This window comes from Rhodanobacter sp. UC4438_H5 (assembly GCF_052978405.1).
This window is the reverse complement of the sequence record NZ_CM129672.1, coordinates 878,416-896,510: the sequence shown is the minus strand read 5'-3', so window position 1 is coordinate 896,510 and position 18,095 is coordinate 878,416. Positions and strand designations below refer to the sequence as shown.

The following is an 18,095-nucleotide window of genomic DNA, read 5'->3' as shown; positions in this document are numbered from 1 at the left end:
GCGCGATGCTCTGGCTCGTGACACCGGTGAAGCGAACAGCGGTCGATCGCCTTCGGCGACCGAGTCACTTTGAGCAAAGGCATCGCGCACAGGGTGCGCTCCTACAAGGACGGGCGGGCGGCCAGTCTCCGTTTTGCACGGAACCAAAAGTTTTGCACGGAACCAAAAGCATCGCGCGCGAGCGCGCTCCCACGATACCGTCGAAGCCATCCGCATGGGGGGACATCAATGCCCGGCAGGCAAACCCAGCGCGTGCACCGCGTCCACCAGCCAGCGCAACTGCACGCCCTGGCGTGTGTCGTAGTCGGCTCCCGAATAACCCCACCAGTCCCAGCATGCCTGCGGATTCAAGGGCGCGAAACTTGCGCGTGTCTGAGGATATAGCACGGCCACGTCGTAGACGTCCGCCCAGCGATTGAAGCCCGCGTCCTCGACGAAGGCCTTGCCCACGGCGTCGGCATTCTGCTTGCAGCCGTGGAAGGCCACCATCAGGCCGCAGGGCTTGCCGGCGATGCAGGCCGGCGGCAGATAGACGTATCCGGTGCTTGCCAGGAACGCGTCGGCGCCCCCGGGGCGCAGCGCATCCTGGTCGAACGTGCGCAGCTCGCCGCGTGCCGCGGTGGCGGCATGCGCCGGCTCGCCGAACATCCGCGCGAAAATTTCGCCGGCGGCGTCGAAGCCGCAGTGGCCCAGGTACGGCGCCACCGACTTGTCGCAATCGTCGCCGCTGCCGGCCACCGGCAGGTTGTGCGCAAACGCACGCTGGCCGTCCTCGTGCACCTGCATGCCGTCCAGGCCGGGCGTGCCGTCGCGCAACTGCTCGTAGAAACGGGCGCCGGCCTCGGCCACGGCCGGGGCGACCAGGGCGTCGTCCTTGCCATGCAGCAGGTAGACGCGGGCGCCGGCGAGATCCTTCAGCGGACCGATCCGGCCGTCGGCCGAGCGCTCACGGGCACTGGCCACCAGTTTGGCGACATCGGGCGCCGGCACTCCCTTCATGCAGGCGCTCAGCGCCACCGCCAGCTGCCCCCCGGCACAACCGTACGGGCCGCCGGCGACCAGCGCGGCATCGGGAAACAGATCGGGATACGCGAGCTGCGCCTGGCCGGCCATGTAGGCCCCCGAGGAAAGCCCCACCACCGCGACGCGGGCGGGGTCGATCGCCAGATGCGGCAGGCGCCCGGCGGTGTCGGCGGCGCAGGCGCTGCCGCTGCCCAGCAGGGTCAGCAGCAGCAAGCGGTTGAACCATCGGCTGTTCATGGGTCTGCTCCGTCGAATGGTGGGCCTGCCGGCCGGGAAGCGGCGGATCGCCCCTGCCCACCGCTGCGCCGCAGGCCATGCTTGCCCGTGGTGCAGTGGCGGTTGGCCCGGCGCACCGGGACCCGGTGCGTTCCGCTCAGAAATTGTACCGGGCGCTGAAGTACCAGTTGCGTGGCGCGCCGTAGTAGGCGGTCTGGATGTTGCCGACGCTGGAGAACTCCTGGCCGTCGGTCTTGTAGACCTTGTCGCCGAGGTTGCGCACGCCGGCGCGCAGCTGCCAGTGCCCGTCGACCGAATCGAACACGCCGAACACGCCGGTGACCGTGTACGCCTGCTGCATCAGCCCGTCGCGGTTGTCGACGCTGAGCCAGGTGTCGCTGCGATACGAGGCGTCGGCGCCGAAGGTCAGCGCGCTGCCGCTGGGCAGGCCGAAGGTGTGCGCCAGCGCCACGCGGGCGGTGAACTTCGGCGAGAACGGCACGTGGTCGTGCAGGTCGGCCAGGCTCGGGTCGTACTGCGTGCGGGGGTCGACGAACTTGTCGTAGCGCGCATCCATCCACGCCAGCTGCGTCGAAAGCCTGGTGCCCTCGCCCAGCACGGCGGCGCCCTCGAACTCCAGGCCGTCGATCTTCAGCTTGGCGGCGTTGAGCACCGGGAAGCTGAAGGCCGGCGTGGCCGAGCCCGGGTTCTGCACCTCGGAAACGCGCGCCTGGAAGTCGGTGTAGTTGGAGTGGTAGGCGGCGAAATTGCCCTGCAGCCGGTTGTCGGCCGAGCGCATCTTCAGGCCCAGCTCGTAGGTCCACACGTACTCGGGATCGAAGGTCGGGTCGGCCGCTTCCGCCGGATCGTTGGCGCGGCCGTTGAAGCCGCCGGACTTGAAGCCGCGGTTGACCGAGACATAGCCCATCGTCTGCGGCGTGAACTGCTTCTCCAGGCTGAGCGACGGCGTGACCGCGCTCCACGACTTGCTGGTCGGCTGGATCACCGCCTGCGGGTCCTGGCTGAACGCCTGCAGCGGCGCGCCGAAGAACGCGCTGGTGGTGCGCCAGTAGTCCTTCGTTTCGTGGGTGTAGCGCACGCCGGCGGCGAGCGTCCAGGTCGGCACGAACTCCCAGTTGAAATGCGCGAAGCCGGCCCAGCTCTTGTTCTCCAGCTTGTCGTCGATCGTGCGCAGGAAATCCACCGGCAGCGTGGCGAAGCGCAGCAGGTCGTCGGCGTAGGCCTCTTGGTGCGAGGGCACCTTCTCGTCCAGGTAATACAGGCCGTACACGGCCTGCAGGTTGCTGCCGTTGTCGTACTGCAGCTGCAGTTCCTGGCTCAGCTGTTTCTGATGGAAATCGACCAGCACGTCGCCCAGTTCCAGCGTGGTGGCGTCGATGTCGATGAAGGAATTGCTGTGCAGCTTGCGCCACGCCGTGATGCTCTTCAGGTCCCAGCGGTCGGCCAGGTGCCAATCCATGTGCAGCGACGCGCCGTAGTGAGTGAGCTTCTGCCCGTGGCCGGGGCCGAACGAGGTCGCGCCGTGGAAGTCGTACTTGCCGGCGGGCGGCGTGTAGAGCAGCACCTGGCCCAGTGCGAGGTCGGTGGCATACAGCGGCGCGGTCGCCTCACCCAGGGTCAGCTTGGTGTCCTGCTTGGTGTAGTCGGCCGACAGCGTGGCGCTGAAGGCGTCACTGGGTTGCCACTTCAACTTGCCGCGCACGGCCTTGGTGTTGTCGTTGTTGTATTTCTGGCCGGTGGCCGGATCGGTGACGTAACCATCGGTGCGCGTGTAGACGCCGGCCAGATTGCCCGACACCGTTGCGCCGAGCGGCCCGGAAACATAGAAACGACCCTCGCGCCGGCCATAGTTGCCGACCGTGCCCTCGATCGAGCCCTCGGGCGTGTTGCTCGGCTCTTTGGTAATGATCTTGATCGCGCCGCCGGTGGAGTTCTTGCCGTACAGCGTGCCCTGCGGCCCGCGCAGCACCTCGACGCGCTCGATGTCGAACAGGCTGAACAGGGCGCCCTGGATGCGCGAGTAGTACACGTCGTCGACGTACATGCCGACGCCCGGGTCGAAGGTCTGCAACGCGTCGGGCTGGCCGATGCCGCGGATGAACACGTTCACCGAGGAGGACGAGCCACGGCCCTGCACGATGTTCATGCCCGGCACGGCTCCCTGCAGGCCGTCGATGTTGTTCGCCTGCAGATCCTTCAGATCCTCGTTGGTGAACGCGCTGACCGCCACCGGCACCTTCTCCAGCGCCTCGCCGCGACGCCGCGCGGTGACCGTGACCGCTTCCAGCTGTGTCGCCTCGGCCTGCTTGGCGGCCGCCGGCTTGACCGTGCCTGACGGATCCGTGACCTGCTGCGCCTGCAGCGGCGCCATCAGCGCGAAACCCAGTACCAGACCGATCGCCGAGCTCAGTTGCGTGCGTTTCATGACGTCCCCTTGGCGGTGAATGCATCGCTCGCGCGGATGCTGAATGCAGATCAGCTTAGGTGCCCGTGCAAGCCGGGGCACTCGTACCTTCGTACAGTGCCCGCGCCCTGGTGCCTCCGGGATACTCGACGCCTGTCGCATTGACGAGGCTGGGGAAATCACGGATGGCATTCTTGATCGTGCTGGCTGCGCTGTGCTTCCTGATGTTCGCGGCCTACCGCGGCTACAGCGTGATCCTGTTCGCCCCGATCGCCGCGCTGGGCGCGGTGCTGCTGACCGAGCCGGCGCTGGTGGCACCGATGTTCACCGGCCTGTTCATGGACAGGATGGTCGGTTTCCTCAAGCTGTATTTCCCGGTGTTCATGCTGGGCGCGGTGTTCGGCAAGCTGATCGAGCTGTCGGGGTTCTCCAAGTCGATCGTGGCGGCGACGATCGGCCTGGTCGGGCGCAGCCGGGCGATCCTGTCCATCGTGCTGGTGTGCGCGCTGCTGACCTACGGCGGCGTGTCGCTGTTCGTGGTGGTGTTCGCGGTCTACCCGTTCGCGGCGGAACTGTTCCGCGCCAGCGACATCCCCAAGCGGCTGATCCCCGGCACCATCGCGCTGGGCGCGTTCACCTTCACCATGGATTCGCTGCCCGGCACGCCGCAGATCCAGAACATCATCCCCACCGCGTTCTTCGGCACCGATACCTGGGCCGCGCCGTGGTTGGGCACGATCGGCGGCATCTTCATCCTGGTCGTGGGCCTGGGCTATCTCGACTGGCGCCGGCGCAAGGCCGCGGCGGCCGGCGAGGGCTACGGCAGCAACCTGGTCAACGAACCGGAGCCGTTCGACGCCACCCGCCTGCCGCATCCGCTGATCGCCCTGCTGCCGCTGGTGCTGGTCGGCGTATGCAACAAGCTGTTCACCGACTGGATTCCGCACCTCTACGGCGAGACGCAATCGTTCCTGCCCAGCGTGGTCGGCAGCGCCAGGCCGGTGGTGCAGGAGGTGTCCAAGGTCGCCGCGATCTGGGCGGTCGAGGGCGCCCTGCTGGCAGGCATTCTTTGCGTGCTGGTGTTCGCCTGGCGTGCAGTGATGGGGCGGCTGGCCGCAGGCACTCAGGCGGCGGTCGGCGGCGCCTTGCTGGCCTCGATGAACACCGCCTCGGAGTACGGCTTCGGCGCGGTGATCGCCGCCCTGCCCGGCTTCAAGCTGGTGGCCGACGCGCTGCACACCATTCCCAACCCGCTGGTCAACGAGGCGGTCACCGTCACCGCGCTGGCCGGCATCACCGGCTCGGCCTCTGGCGGCATGAGCATCGCGCTGGGCGCGATGGCGGAGACCTTCATCCACAACGCGAACGCCGCCGGCATCCCGATGGAGGTGCTGCACCGCGTGGCCGCGATGGCCTCCGGCGGCATGGACACCCTGCCCCACAACGGCGCGGTGATCACCCTGCTGGCGGTCACCGGGCTGACCCATCGCCAGTCCTACAAGGACATCTTCGCGATCACCGTGATCAAGACCCTGGCCGTGGCCGTGGTCATCACCGCGTACTACCTGCTGGGCGTGGTCTAGCGCACTCCGCCCGCGCCGCCCGCCGCTTGAACCCCGGGACGAAGCCCGCCTCGGGCGATGACCGACCCGTGCCACCGGCCGTTCGCCGAGGCGGGTGGTGTCGCGTGCCTTGACCGGCTGTCGCACGGGTGCCCACACGCGGGCGCACAAACCCGTATAATCGACCGGTTAACCCTCAAATTACCCACGTGGTGGCTGCACGCGCCACCCGAGTCGATCCCATGTCCATAGAAAATCTGCGCAACATCGCCATCGTCGCCCACGTCGACCACGGCAAGACCACGCTGGTGGACTGCCTGCTCAAGCAGTCCGGCACGCTGAACGAGCGCACCGTGCTGGCCGAGCGTGTGATGGATTCGAACGACCAGGAAAAGGAACGCGGCATCACCATCCTGGCCAAGAACACCGCCATCACGTGGCGGGGCAACCGCATCAATATTGTCGACACGCCCGGACACGCCGACTTCGGCGGCGAGGTCGAGCGCGTGCTGTCGATGGTCGACTCGGTGCTGATCCTGGTCGACGCGATGGACGGCCCGATGCCGCAGACCCGCTTCGTGACGCAAAAGGCGTTCGCGATGGGCTTCAAGCCGATCGTGGTGATCAACAAGGTCGACCGCCCCGGTGCGCGCCCGGAGTGGGTCGTCGAGCAGGTATGGGATCTGTTTGACCGCCTCGGCGCCACGCCCGAGCAGATGGAGTTCCCGATCGTCTACGCCTCGGCGCTGAACGGCTACGCCGGCCTGGACGAGAACGTGCGCGAGGGCGACATGACCCCGCTGTACGAGGCGATCATGCAGCACGTCAGCAAGCCGGACGTGGACCCTGACGGCCCGTTCCAGATGCGCATCAGCCAGCTCGACTACAACAACTTCGTCGGCGTGATCGGCATCGGCCGCATCCAGCGCGGCACCTTGAAGAAGAACATGCCGGTGGCGGTGATCGACCGTCACGGCAAGAAGCGCCAGGGCAAGGTGCTGCAGGTGCTCGGCTTCCTCGGCCTGGAGCGGATCGAGCAGGAAACCGCCGAGGCCGGCGACATCGTGGCCATCTCGGGCATCGCCGACCTGACCATCTCCGACACCATCTGCGCGCTGGACACGCCCGAAGCGCTGCCTGCGCTGACCGTGGACGAACCGACGATCTCGATGACCTTCCAGGTCAACAATTCGCCGTTCGCCGGCAACAAGGATCTCTCCGGCGGCAAGTTCCTCACCAGCCGCCAGCTCAAGGACCGGCTGGAGCGCGAGCAGGTGCACAACGTGGCGCTGAAGGTGGAGCAGGGTTCGGATGCCGACAAGTTCCTGGTCTCCGGCCGCGGCGAGCTGCACCTGTCGGTGCTGATCGAGAACATGCGCCGCGAAGGCTACGAACTGGCCGTGTCACGCCCGGAAGTCATCATCAAGGAGATCGACGGCCAGAAGATGGAGCCGATCGAGCAGTTGGTGGTCGACGTGGAGGAAATCCACCAGGGCGGCGTGATGGAGAAGCTGGGCATGCGCAAGGGCCAGCTGAAGAACATGGAATCCGACGGCAAGGGCCGCGTGCGGCTGGATTACGAAATCCCGGCGCGCGGCCTGATCGGCTTCCAGAACCAGTTCAAGACCCTGACCCAGGGCTCGGGCCTGCTGTTCCACGTGTTCGACCACTACGGCCCGAAGGAAGAAGGCCAGATCGCCAAGCGGCAGAACGGCGTGATGATCGCCAATGCCGGCGGCACCACCCCCGCCTATTCGCTCGGGCCGCTGCAGGATCGCGGCAAGCTGTTCGCCGCCGAGGGCGACAACGTGTATGAAGGCCAGCTGGTCGGCATCCACGCCAAGGACAACGACCTCACCGTCAACGTGATCAAGCCCAAGCCGCTGACCAACATGCGCGCCTCGGGCAAGGACGACGCGATCCAGCTCACCCCCGCGATCAAGTTCACCCTGGAACAGGCACTGGACTTCATCGACGACGACGAGCTGGTCGAGGTCACCCCGAAGGAAATCCGCCTGCGCAAGAAACACCTCACCGAGATCGACCGCAAGCGCGCCTCGCGCAGCTGAGTGGTCATCTCGTGTGATTGAACGGAAGGCCGCCGCGAGGCGGCCTTTTGCTTGCCGGCGGCCGCGTCATCTGCAGGAGCGCACCCTGTGCGCGATGCTCTTCGTCATGTAAGGGAAAGCACTGGGTAGGGCGGGCACTGCCCGCCGACCGCCCTTTCCGGCGCGCCGATGGCGGGCGGTGCCCGCCCTACGACGTGCGGAACTTCAGCCTCGCGGATCGTAGTCCGCGAAACTCTTCCGCAAGACCTCATAGGCCTTGCGCTGCGCATCGCTGTCGGCCGCCGGCGTGCGGATGGACAATTCCACCAATTGGTCGCCGGGATTGTTGCCCGGCATGCCGCGCCCCTTCAGCCTCAGCTTGCGGCCTGACTGCGAGCCGGCGGGGATGCGCAGGTCCACGGTGCCCGCCAGCGTCGGCACCGGTACGGTCGCGCCCAGCGCGGCTTCCCACGGCGCGATCGGCAGCACGTGGACGACATTGCGACCGTCGAGGCGAAAGCGCGGGTCGTCGCGGATGATCACTTCCAGCAGCAGGTCGCCCTTGGGTCCACCGCCCATGCCCGACTGACCCTGGCCCGAGAGACGGATCACCTGGCCGCTCTGGATGCCGGCGGGGATCTTCACCTCGAGCACGCGCTCGCCGCCGGACGAATCGTGCATGGCCAACCGCGTAGGGCCGCCGTCGAAGGCGGTCTGCAGGTCGATCTGCACCGAGGCCTGCACGTCCTGCCCACGCCGCGGCCGCGGCTGGCCGCGATGGCCGCCATGCGCAGCGCCGCGACCGAACAGGCTTTCGAAGAAATCGCTGAAATCACCGGCGTCGCCACCGAAGCCCTGTTGCTCCTGCCAGCCCGGCGGCGGGCGGAACTGCTCGCCCTGGCGATAACCGCCGGCGCGCAGCTGGTCGTAGGAGCGCCGCTTCTCGGCGTCCTTCAACACCTCGTTGGCTTCGTTGACCGCCTTGAACTTCTCCTCGGCGCCCGCGTCCTTGTTCTTGTCCGGGTGGTACTTGCGCGCCAACTTGCGATACGCCGCCTTGATGTCGGCCTCGCTGGCGTCAGGCTTGACGCCGAGGATCTCGTAATAATCTTTGAATTCCACACCCGCTCCTATTCGTCGGTACCGCAGCCCGAAAGGCTGCGCCCCGCCGCGGAGCATTATCCACGACGGGGCGGGTCTTCATACCGCGTTGCGTGTGCAGCGCAGGTCAGTTGCCGGTGTCGATCGCGATGCGACGCGGCGTGGTTTCGGGCTTCTTCGGAATCGCGATCTCCAGCACGCCGAAACGGCCATGCGCGCTGATGTTCTCCGCGTCGGCGCTTTCCGGCAGCGAGAAGCGGCGATGGAAGGTGCCGTAGACGCGCTCCTGCCGGGTCAGCCTGCCGCCGTCCTTTTCGTTGTCGACGGTGCGTTCGCCCTTGATGGTGAGGATGCTCTTGTCCATGCTCACCTCGATCGTGGACGGGTCCACGCCGGGCACGTCGACCAGGATCATGAAGCGCTTGTCTTCCTCGCGGATGTCCACCCGCGGCGCCCACTGGCTGGTTTCCACGGTGGACTGGTCATTGTCGCCGGCGCCGAAAAAGCGGCTCATGACCTGGCGGAAATCGTCCGGCGTACCGAACTCGCGGTTCCACACGGATTGACGGCTCACGTTCATTTCAGTGCCTCCTCTGACGGGTTTGCGGCGTGATCGCCGCCTGCTCCGGAAATAGGTGCTCGCCGCGGCGATTCAAGGCACCCGACCGCCAAAACCACTAGCATGCAAGCGTTGTTCACCATTGAGCGATCCATGACCATCCAACCCGGGGACACCCTGCCCGACGTCGCGATCAAGATGATCGACGGCGACATCCGGCCCGTGCACACAGGCGCGCTGTTCGGCGGACGCAAGGCCGTGCTGTTCGGCGTGCCTGGCGCGTTCACGCCGACCTGCTCGAACCATCACCTGCCCGGCTACGTGGCGGCGTTCGCCGAGTTCCAGGCGCGCGGCATCGCGGTGATGTGCCTCGCGGTCAACGACGCCTACGTGATGCAGGCGTGGGCGGCTGCGCAGCACGTGCCGCGCGGGTTGCTGATGCTGGCCGACGGCAACGCCAGCTTCACCCGCGCGCTGGGCCTGGAACTGGATGGCAGCGACTTCGGCATGGGCATCCGCGCGCGCCGGTTCGCGCTGTATGCCGAGGATGGCGTGGTGCGGCAATTGCAGCTGGAAGCGCCGGGCGAACTGCGCGTGTCCACCGCCGAGGCGATGCTCGCGGCGATCGGCAAGGCGCCGGGTGCACCGCACGGCGGCTGATATGCTGCGCCGATGGATATCGTCAACAACCCTGCCGTGGCCCGCATGGCCGAGCGTTTCCGTGGTTTCCTGCCGGTCGTGGTCGACGTGGAGACGGGCGGCTTCGATGCCGAACACGATGCGCTGCTGGAAATCGCCGCGATACCGCTGCGCATCGACGAGGCCGGCTTCCTGAGCACCAAGGAGCTGGTCACCACCCACGTGGAGCCGTTCCCCGGCGCCAACCTCGATCCCCGTTCGCTGGAGATCACCGGGATCGATCCGGACAATCCATTGCGCGGCGCCCTGCCCGAACGCCAGGCGCTGGACCACGTTTTCCAGGTGGTGCGCGAGGCGGTGCGCGAGGCGGGTTGCCAGCGGGCGATCCTGGTCGGCCACAACGCCGCCTTCGACCTGGGCTTTCTCAACCAGGCGGTGCGCCGCTGCGGGTACAAGCGCAATCCGTTCCATCCGTTCAGCTGTTTCGACACGGTCAGCCTGGCCGGCCTGGCCTATGGCCAGACCGTGCTGAGCAAGGCGGTACTGGCGGCGGGCTTGACCTTCGACAGCCGCGAGGCGCATTCGGCCGTCTACGACGCCGAGCGCACCGCCGAGCTGTTCTGCAGCATCGTCAACCGCTGGCGGCAACTGGAGCTGGTGGAACGGGCGAGCCTCGACCTCGGCGCGTCCGGTGCGCGAGGTGGCGACGTCCCGATCGCCTGACGGGCCACCCGCGGAACCGGCGGCACGCGGATTCAGGCAGCCAACCTATGGCGCGTGGCCAGCCGGCGGCGGCATCGTGCGACGACGACGCCAGTTGTTCACCACGCCATAGACGCCGATGGCGATCCAGGCGGCCTCCAGCAGGAAGGCGGACAGGTTGAAGCTGCCGAATACCAGCGACAACAGCACACCGAGCGCGCCGAAAATGTTCATCGTCTGGTAGATCAGCCCGTTGCCATGCAGGCGATGCCCCTGCAGCAGCAGAAAGGCCAGCAACACCAGCGCCACCCCGAGATAGCCGGCCCAGTCGTACCAGAAGAAAGTCATCGCTTCGCTCCGCGCTGGCGCAACGCCTCGAACAAGGCCACGCCAGTGGCGACGGAGACGTTGAGGCTTTCCATCGAACCGGGCATGGGGATCTTCGCCACGAAATCGCACAGTTCGCGGGTGAGCCGGCGGATGCCCTCGCCTTCGCTGCCCAGCACCAGCGCCACCGGTCCCTTGAAGTCGATACCGTAGATCGTGGTCTCGGTGTCGCCCGCCAGGCCGGTGATCCACACGCCGGCATCCTTCAGCTCGCGCAGTGTACGCGCCAGGTTGGTCACCGCGATCAGCGGTACCCGGTCGGCGCCGCCGGCCGAGGCGCGGCGCACCACCGGCGTGAGGCCGACCGCGCGATCCTTCGGCACGATCACCGCGGTGACTTTCGCCGCGGCGGCGCTGCGCAGGCAGGCGCCGAGGTTGTGCGGATCGGTGACACCGTCCAGCACCAGCACCAGGGTATCGCTGCCGTCGCGTTCGAGCAGGCCGGCAAGGTCGCTTTCGTGCGCGGCCGGCGCCGCCTCGTAACGCGCCGCCACGCCCTGGTGGCGCGCTTCGCCCGCGTGCTTGTCCAGCTCCTCGCGCGGACGGTGGCGTACCGCGATGCCCAGCTTCTTTGCGCGCTCGGCCAGCTCCAGCACGCGGGCGTTGCGCTGGCCGTTCTCCACCAGCAGCTCACGCACGCGCTCGGCATCGTTGCTCAATGCGCCCTCGACGGGATTGATGCCGACGATCCAGCTCTCACTCATGGCTTGCCTTTCGGTTTCGGTTTGCGGCCGCCGTGCTTCTTCGGCGCCGGCGGGACGGCAGCCGGGGCCGGCGCGCGCCTGGCGGAACCGTCCTTGCGCGGGCGACGATCGGACGACGGTTCGACCCTGCGGCCCTGATGCTGGCCGCCGGCATGCTGGCGCCCTGCCGGCGGCTGTGCACGCGGCGGCGGACTATCGCTCGCCGCAGCCTTGCGCGGGGCCGGCGCCGGTGTGGCAACCTCGGCCTCCTTGCGGCCGAATGCGCGGCCGATCGCCTTGGCGGCGCGACCGAACATGCCCGGTGCCTTGGTCGTGGCGGCCGCCTTCTTCGGCAGCGAATAGCGCTCGCCCGCGGCGGCATAGTCATACGCCTTGCCGCTGCCGGTCGGGGCCGGAGCCGGGGCCGACGTGCGCGGCGAGACCAGGCGGAAGTCGATCTTGCGATCCTCCAGGCTCGCGCGCAGCACCTGGATGCGCACGTGGTCGCCGAGGCGGAACTGCGCGCCGGTGCGCTCACCCTTGAGCAGCTTGCGCACCGCGTCGAAGTGGTAGTAGTCGTTCACCAGCTGGCTGATGTGCACCAGGCCGGAAACCTTCGATTCGTCCAGCTCCACGAACAGGCCGAACGAGGTGACCCCGGTGACCACGCCGTCGAACTCGCTGCCGATGTGCTTCTCCATCCACGCGCACTTGAAGCGCTCGTCCACGTCGCGCTCGGCCTCCTCGGCACGACGCTCGCGCTGCGAGCAATGCACGGCCATAGCCGCCACCTCGGCGGGCGTGTAGGTGTAGTCGCTGGGCTTGCCGCCGGTCAACGCGTAACGGATCGCGCGATGCACCAGCAGGTCGGGATAACGACGGATCGGCGAGGTGAAGTGCGCGTACGCCTGCAGCGACAGGCCGAAGTGGCCGCGGTTGTCGGGCTGGTAGGCGGCCATGCTCTGCGAGCGCAGCAGCACGCTCTGGATCAGTTCGCGCTCGGGGCGATCGCGCACCAGCGCGAGGATCTCGGAGAAGTCGGCCGGGGTCACCTCCTCCACCGGCGGCATGCGCAGCTTGAACTCGCGCAGGAACTGCTGCAGGTCCTCGTATTTCTCCGCCGGCGGCGGCTCGTGTGCGCGGAACAGCGCGGGGATTTTCCTCTTCTCCAGGAACAGCGCGGCCTGCACATTGGCCGCGATCATGCACTCCTCGATCAGCTTGTGCGCGTCGTTGCGTTCGGTGGCACCCATCGACTCCACGCCGCCGCTCTGGTCGAGACGGAACTTCACCTCCGGCGTCTCGAAGTCGATCGCGCCGCGGCGCTTGCGCTGCGCCGCCATCGCCTTGTACAGCGCGTGCAGGTTCTCGAGCTGCGGCAGCACGTCGGCGACCTCGTGGCGTGCGTCCTTCTCGCGCAGGCCGACCGCTTGCCACACCTTGTCGTAGGTCAGCCGCGCATGCGAGCGCATCACCGCGTCGTAGAACTTCGAACGGGCGACGTTGCCCTCGGCGTCGACGGTCATGTCGCAGACCATGCACAGCCGCTCGACCTTCGGGTTCAGTGAGCAGATGCCGTTGGAAAGCGTCTCCGGCAGCATCGGCACGACGAAGCCGGGGAAATAGGTGGACGTGCTGCGCTCGTATGCCTCGCGATCCAGCGCGTTGCCTGCCTGCACGTAGTGCGACACGTCGGCGATCGCCACGATCAGCCGCCAGCCACCACCACGCTTCGGCTCGGCATACACCGCATCGTCGAAGTCGCGGGCATCGGCGCCGTCGATGGTGACCAGCGGCAGCTTGCGGATGTCGGTACGGCCTTCCCGCTCGGCAGCGGTCACCTCCGCTTCCACCTGCGCCGCATCACGCAACACTTCGGCCGGCCATTCGTGCGGCAGGTCGTGGCTGGCGATCGCCATCTCCACCACCAGCGAGGGCTGCAGGCGATTACCCAGCACCGCGCGGATCTCGCCCAGCGGACCGCGGTAAGGCGTCGGCGGGTCGGTGATCTCCACCACCACGATCTGGCCGGACTCGGCGCTCTGCTCCTGGCCCGGCTTGATGATCACGTCCTGGTTCAGGCGGCGATCGTCGGGCGTGACCAGGGTGACGCCATCCTCGATCAACACGCGGCCGACCAGGCGCGGCGAGCGACGTTCCAGCACTTCGGCGATCGCACCCTGCTTGCGGCCGCGACGGTCGATGCCGACCACGCTGGCCAGCACGCGATCACCATGCAGCACCGTACGCATCTGCTGCGGCGACAGGTACAGGTCTTCGCCGCCCTCGTCGGGGCGCAGGAACCCGTAGCCCTCGGCGTTGGCCAGCACGCGGCCGGCGATCAGGTCGAGCTTGCGCGTCGGCGCGTAGCCGCCGCGCCGGCCCAGCAGCAACTGGGCATCGCGCACCATCGCCGCGAGCCGCTTGCGCAGTGCCTCGAGGTCGACTTCATCGTGAATCTGCAGCGCGTCGGCGATGCGCGCTTCGGTCAGCAGTTCGCCGCGCTCTTCCAGCAGGGCGAGGATCGCCTCGCGGCTGGGGATGGGGCGCGCATAGCGCTGTGCCTCGCGATTGGCATGCGGGTCGCGCACGGCGCCGGTGGCAGCCTTGCCGCGCTTGTCCGGCGCGGATGGCCCGCGCGACGAGCGACTGCCGGTTTTCTTCGGGGGGCGCGCATCCGGGGAACGGCCGGACGTGGGGGGAGTTTTTCTGGTCACTAAGTATCCTTGTGGTGTCACGCGGCGCAGAGAATGACACGGCGCGTGCGATGAGGGTGAAAAAGAGTTGACAAGCCAGCGGTCGATGCCTACATTACGCGGCTCACGCAGCTCGCTGAGCAGTGTGGCACCTTGCCCAGGTGGCGGAATTGGTAGACGCACTAGCTTCAGGTGCTAGCGGGGGCAACTCCGTGGAGGTTCGAGTCCTCTTCTGGGCACCAATTGTAAACGAAGGCCGCCTTTCAAGGCGGCCTTCGTCTTTTCAGGGTTTGCATTGAAGTCAGGAAGACGTCCGCCCCGCGTGAACCGTTCGCCCCGAGCGTAGACCGAAGCGTCGAAGTCGAAGGGTCGCCACGCGGGAGCCGACGAGCCCTTCGACTTCGCTGCGCCACGCTCGGAGCGAACGGTGTGCGTGCAGTCTTTCGCACTTCAAGCGATTGCCGGCCCCTTCAACTCGACCATGTTTCCCTGCGGGTCGTAGAGGTAGATCGAAGGACCCTCGCCTCGCGCGCCATAGCGCGAACCCGACTCGCCGATGCGCACGCCGTGCGCCCGCAGATGGGCCAGGATCGCCGCCTCGTCGTAATCCTCCACGCGCAGGCACAGGTGGTCCATGTTGTGGCCCTGTGCAGCCGGTGCCGCGCCGCCGAGACGGCCGAGCTTGCCGTCGATCGCCACCAGATCGATCAGCGAGGCGCCGGCACGCAGTTGCACCAGGCCGATCTCGTCCTGGCGCCGCTCCTCGCGGCAACCCAGTACGTCGCAATAGAAGCGCTGCATGGCCACCGGGTCGATGGCGCGCAGCACCACGTGGTCGATCTCGCCGATGCGGAGCATGCGGGTTCCTCCACTGGACGGGGCGCCAAGCATAGTGCCGGTTCCACCTGAACCGCGCCCGCCGCACACGTGCCCGACCTGTATAATCGCCGGGGTAAAACGCATGGTGGGAGAAGCCGCGCGCTCCCGACCGGAGCACCGGCTGCCGAAGACGCAACGCCCGTAATCGCTCAGGCCCCACACCACCACGCGTCAAACACTCTGGAGAGAGCGGTTGAATCCGCCGCCGAAGGGGCACGAAACGCCGCCGCGTTTCCAAACTCTCAGGCAAAAGGACAGAGGGGCGCCCCACGTGCGGCACGGCACGTTGTCTGCGGATGCCCTTTCATGACCTCGAAGAACCCGACCTCCCTGCGCGACCTCGAACACCACGGCGCGTTCATCGAACGCCACATCGGTCCGGACGACGCCGAGATCGCACAGATGCTGCGCGTGATCGGCCACGATTCGCTGGAGTCGATGACCGACGCCATCGTTCCCGGCTCGATCAAGTCCGCCGCCCCGCTGGCCTTGCCCGAAGCGATCACCGAGGAGGCCGCGCTGGCCAAGATCCGCGCGATCGCCGGCAAGAACCAGGTGTTCCGCAGCTTCATCGGCCAGGGCTATTACGGCACGCTGACGCCGAACGTCATCCTGCGCAACATCCTGGAGAATCCGGCCTGGTACACCGCGTACACGCCGTACCAGGCGGAGATCTCGCAGGGCCGCATGGAGGCGCTGATCAACTTCCAGACGATGTGCGCCGACCTCACCGGGATGGAGATCGCCAACGCCTCGCTGCTGGACGAGGCCACCGCCGCGGCCGAGGCGATGACCCTGGCCAAGCGCTCGTGCAAGTCGAAGTCGAACGTGTTCTTCGTGTCCAGCGGCGTGCACCCGCAGGCGCTGGAAGTGGTGCGCACGCGCGCCGAACCGCTGGGCATCGAACTGGTGGTCGGCGCGGACAGCGATGCGGCCGGTACCGATGCGTTCGGCGTGCTGCTGCAGTACCCGGACACCTTCGGCAGCATCAACGATTACCAGGCGATCGCCGACGCCGTGCACGCGCGCGGCGGCGTGGTCGCGGTCGCCACCGACCTGCTCGCGCTGACCCTGATCGCCGCGCCCGGCGAATGGGGCGCCGACATCGTGGTGGGCAACTCGCAGCGCTTCGGCGTGCCGTTCGGCTTCGGCGGCCCGCACGCCGCGTTCATGGCCTGCCGCGACGCGTACAAGCGCTCGATGCCGGGCCGCCTGATCGGCGTGTCGATCGACACCGAGGGCAAGGCGGCCTACCGCCTCACCCTGCAGACGCGCGAGCAGCACATCCGCCGCGAGAAGGCCACCTCCAACATCTGCACCGCGCAGGTGCTGCTGGCGGTGATGGCCAGCATGTACGCGGTCTACCACGGCCCCGCCGGGCTCACCCGCATCGCGCGCCGCACGCATCGCCTGGCCGCGATCCTGACCGTCGCGCTGCGTCGGGCCGGCGTGAAGGTGGGCGGCGATTTCTTCGATACGCTGCACATCACCGGCATCGACGCCGCCGCTGTCCATGCCAAGGCCCGCGCTGCAGGCATCAACCTGCGCGAGCTGGACGCCAGCAGCCTCGGCATCAGCCTGGACGAGACCACCACCCGCGCCGACGTCGTCGCACTGGCGGGCCTGTTCGGTGCCGAGATCGACATCGACGCGCTCGATGCCGAAGTCCACGACGCGCTGCCACGCACGCTGCTGCGCAAGAGCGACTTCCTCACCCACCCGGTGTTCAACACGCACCACAGCGAGCACGAGTTGCTGCGCTACATGCGCGCGCTGGCCGACAAGGACCTGGCGATGGATCGCACGATGATCCCGCTGGGCTCGTGCACCATGAAGCTCAACGCCACCGCCGAGATGATCCCGGTCACCTGGCCGGAATTCGCCAACATCCATCCGCTGGCGCCGGCCGCCCAGGCGCAGGGTTACAAGGAACTGATCGACGGGCTGGAAGCGATGCTGGTCGAATGCACCGGCTACGACGCGGTGAGCCTGCAGCCGAACTCCGGCGCGCAGGGCGAGTACGCCGGCCTGCTGGCGATCCGCGCCTACCACCGCTCGCGCGGCGAAGCGCATCGCGACATCTGCCTGATCCCCGAATCCGCCCACGGCACCAACCCGGCCTCCGCGCACCTGTGCGGCATGACCGTGGTGGTGACCAAGTGCGACAGCAACGGCAACGTCGACGTCGAGGACATCCGCCGCGCCGCCGAGAAGTATTCGGACCGTCTCGCCGCGCTGATGATCACCTACCCGTCCACGCATGGCGTGTTCGAGGAGGACATCGTGGCGATCTGCGAGATCGTGCACGCGCACGGCGGCCAGGTGTACACCGACGGTGCCAACATGAACGCGCTGGTCGGCGTGGCCAAGCCCGGCAAGTGGGGCTCGGACGTGTCGCACCTGAACCTGCACAAGACCTTCTGCATCCCGCACGGCGGTGGCGGCCCGGGTGTCGGCCCGTGCGCGGTGAAGTCGCACCTCGCCCCGTTCCTGCCGAGGAAGTTCGGCGAGGAAAGCCCGGTCGGCATGGTTTCTGCGGCAAGCTTCGGCAGCGCCTCGATTCTGCCGATCAGCTGGATGTACATCGTCATGATGGGCCAGCAGGGCCTGCGCAAGGCAACGCAAGTGGCCCTGCTCAACGCCAACTACATCGCCAAGCGGCTCGAAGCGCACTACCCCACCCTGTACACCGGCCGCAACGGGCTGGTGGCGCACGAGTGCATCCTCGACCTGCGCCCTCTCAAGGACGCCACCGGCATCGGCGCCGAGGACGTGGCGAAGCGGCTGATCGACTTCGGCTTCCACGCGCCGACGCTGAGCTTCCCGGTGTCGGGCACCTTGATGGTGGAACCGACCGAGAGCGAATCGCGAATCGAGCTGGACCGCTTCATCGACGCGATGATCCAGATCCGCGACGAGATCCGCGCGATCGAGGAAGGCAAGCTCGACCGCGAGGACAACCCGCTGAAGAACGCCCCGCACACCGCCACCATGGTCAGCGCCAGCGAGTGGACCCACGCCTACCCGCGCGAACTGGCCGCCTTCCCGCTGGCCAGCCTGAAGCTGCAGAAGTACTGGCCGCCGGTCGCCCGCGTCGACAACGTCTACGGCGACAAGCACATCATGTGCGCCTGCATCCCGGTGGATGCGTACAAGGAAGAAGCCGAGGCCTGAG

13 protein-coding genes, 1 tRNA gene and 1 riboswitch are annotated in these 18,095 nt (G+C 67.5%); of the genes, 6 read left to right on the top strand and 8 right to left on the bottom strand.

Annotation, left to right across the window (positions count from 1 at the left end; translation table 11 throughout):
• Positions 1-225: 225 nt before the first annotated feature.
• Entirely contained in the window at positions 226-1,260 is a 1,035-nt protein-coding gene (locus tag ACVCL9_RS04085) for an extracellular catalytic domain type 2 short-chain-length polyhydroxyalkanoate depolymerase (RefSeq protein ID WP_447099032.1), read from the bottom strand.
• Between the two features lie 136 nt (positions 1,261-1,396).
• Complete coding sequence (locus tag ACVCL9_RS04080) at positions 1,397-3,685, bottom strand: TonB-dependent receptor (protein ID WP_447099033.1); 2,289 nt, start codon at positions 3,683-3,685, stop codon at positions 1,397-1,399.
• 164 nt (positions 3,686-3,849) lie between these two features.
• Here ACVCL9_RS04080 and ACVCL9_RS04075 point away from each other — a divergent pair, with 164 nt between their 5' ends.
• Together ACVCL9_RS04075 and typA are read left to right on the top strand one after the other, a co-directional pair.
• Complete coding sequence (locus tag ACVCL9_RS04075) at positions 3,850-5,247, top strand: GntP family permease (protein ID WP_395118216.1); 1,398 nt, start codon at positions 3,850-3,852, stop codon at positions 5,245-5,247.
• 221 nt (positions 5,248-5,468) lie between these two features.
• A complete protein-coding gene (typA, locus tag ACVCL9_RS04070; protein ID WP_447099034.1) occupies positions 5,469-7,295 on the top strand; it encodes a translational GTPase TypA in 1,827 nt (608 codons plus the stop codon).
• A 204-nt stretch (positions 7,296-7,499) separates the two neighbouring features.
• Here typA and ACVCL9_RS04065 read toward each other — a convergent pair whose 3' ends face one another.
• Both ACVCL9_RS04065 and ACVCL9_RS04060 read right to left on the bottom strand, forming a co-directional pair.
• Entirely contained in the window at positions 7,500-8,396 is an 897-nt protein-coding gene (locus ACVCL9_RS04065; protein WP_447099035.1) for a DnaJ C-terminal domain-containing protein, read from the bottom strand.
• 106 nt (positions 8,397-8,502) lie between these two features.
• Positions 8,503-8,955 (bottom strand): Hsp20/alpha crystallin family protein, encoded by a 453-nt coding sequence (locus ACVCL9_RS04060; RefSeq protein ID WP_395118210.1) that lies wholly within the window; start codon positions 8,953-8,955, stop codon positions 8,503-8,505.
• Between the two features lie 132 nt (positions 8,956-9,087).
• On the opposite strand from ACVCL9_RS04060, the gene ACVCL9_RS04055 reads away from it, so the two are divergent.
• Both ACVCL9_RS04055 and rnt read left to right on the top strand, forming a co-directional pair.
• On the top strand, positions 9,088-9,594 hold the full coding sequence (locus ACVCL9_RS04055; RefSeq protein WP_447099036.1) for a redoxin family protein: 507 nt from the start codon (positions 9,088-9,090) through the stop codon (positions 9,592-9,594).
• Positions 9,595-9,606: 12 nt separating this feature from the next.
• A complete protein-coding gene (rnt, locus tag ACVCL9_RS04050; RefSeq protein ID WP_447099037.1) occupies positions 9,607-10,296 on the top strand; it encodes a ribonuclease T in 690 nt (229 codons plus the stop codon).
• 45 nt (positions 10,297-10,341) lie between these two features.
• Here the strand turns inward: rnt and ACVCL9_RS04045 are convergent, their stop codons facing one another.
• From ACVCL9_RS04045 to rnr, 3 genes are read right to left on the bottom strand one after another with little or no spacing between them, the layout of a single operon-like run.
• Positions 10,342-10,623: a CBU_0592 family membrane protein gene (locus ACVCL9_RS04045; RefSeq protein WP_395118204.1), complete on the bottom strand. Its 282-nt coding sequence runs from the start codon at positions 10,621-10,623 to the stop codon at positions 10,342-10,344.
• Positions 10,620-11,366: a 23S rRNA (guanosine(2251)-2'-O)-methyltransferase RlmB gene (rlmB, locus tag ACVCL9_RS04040; protein WP_447099038.1), complete on the bottom strand. Its 747-nt coding sequence runs from the start codon at positions 11,364-11,366 to the stop codon at positions 10,620-10,622. Before rlmB ends, ACVCL9_RS04045 begins: the two co-directional genes overlap by 4 nt.
• The gene (rnr, locus tag ACVCL9_RS04035; RefSeq protein WP_447099039.1) at positions 11,363-14,062 is read right to left on the bottom strand and encodes a ribonuclease R; all 2,700 of its coding nucleotides are present in this window, start codon (positions 14,060-14,062) and stop codon (positions 11,363-11,365) included. Before rnr ends, rlmB begins: the two co-directional genes overlap by 4 nt.
• Before the next feature lie 134 nt (positions 14,063-14,196).
• On the opposite strand from rnr, the gene ACVCL9_RS04030 reads away from it, so the two are divergent.
• Positions 14,197-14,283, top strand: a tRNA-Leu gene (locus ACVCL9_RS04030).
• A 208-nt stretch (positions 14,284-14,491) separates the two neighbouring features.
• On the opposite strand, the gene ACVCL9_RS04025 is transcribed toward ACVCL9_RS04030, so the two are convergent.
• On the bottom strand, positions 14,492-14,899 hold the full coding sequence (locus tag ACVCL9_RS04025) for a VOC family protein (protein ID WP_447099040.1): 408 nt from the start codon (positions 14,897-14,899) through the stop codon (positions 14,492-14,494).
• Positions 14,900-15,090: 191 nt separating this feature from the next.
• Positions 15,091-15,188, top strand: a riboswitch (glycine riboswitch).
• Positions 15,189-15,226: 38 nt separating this feature from the next.
• Between ACVCL9_RS04025 and gcvP the strand changes: the two genes are divergently transcribed.
• Positions 15,227-18,094, top strand: a complete 2,868-nt coding sequence (gcvP, locus tag ACVCL9_RS04020) for an aminomethyl-transferring glycine dehydrogenase (protein ID WP_447099041.1) — start codon at positions 15,227-15,229, stop codon at positions 18,092-18,094.
• Position 18,095: the final 1 nt, after the last annotated feature.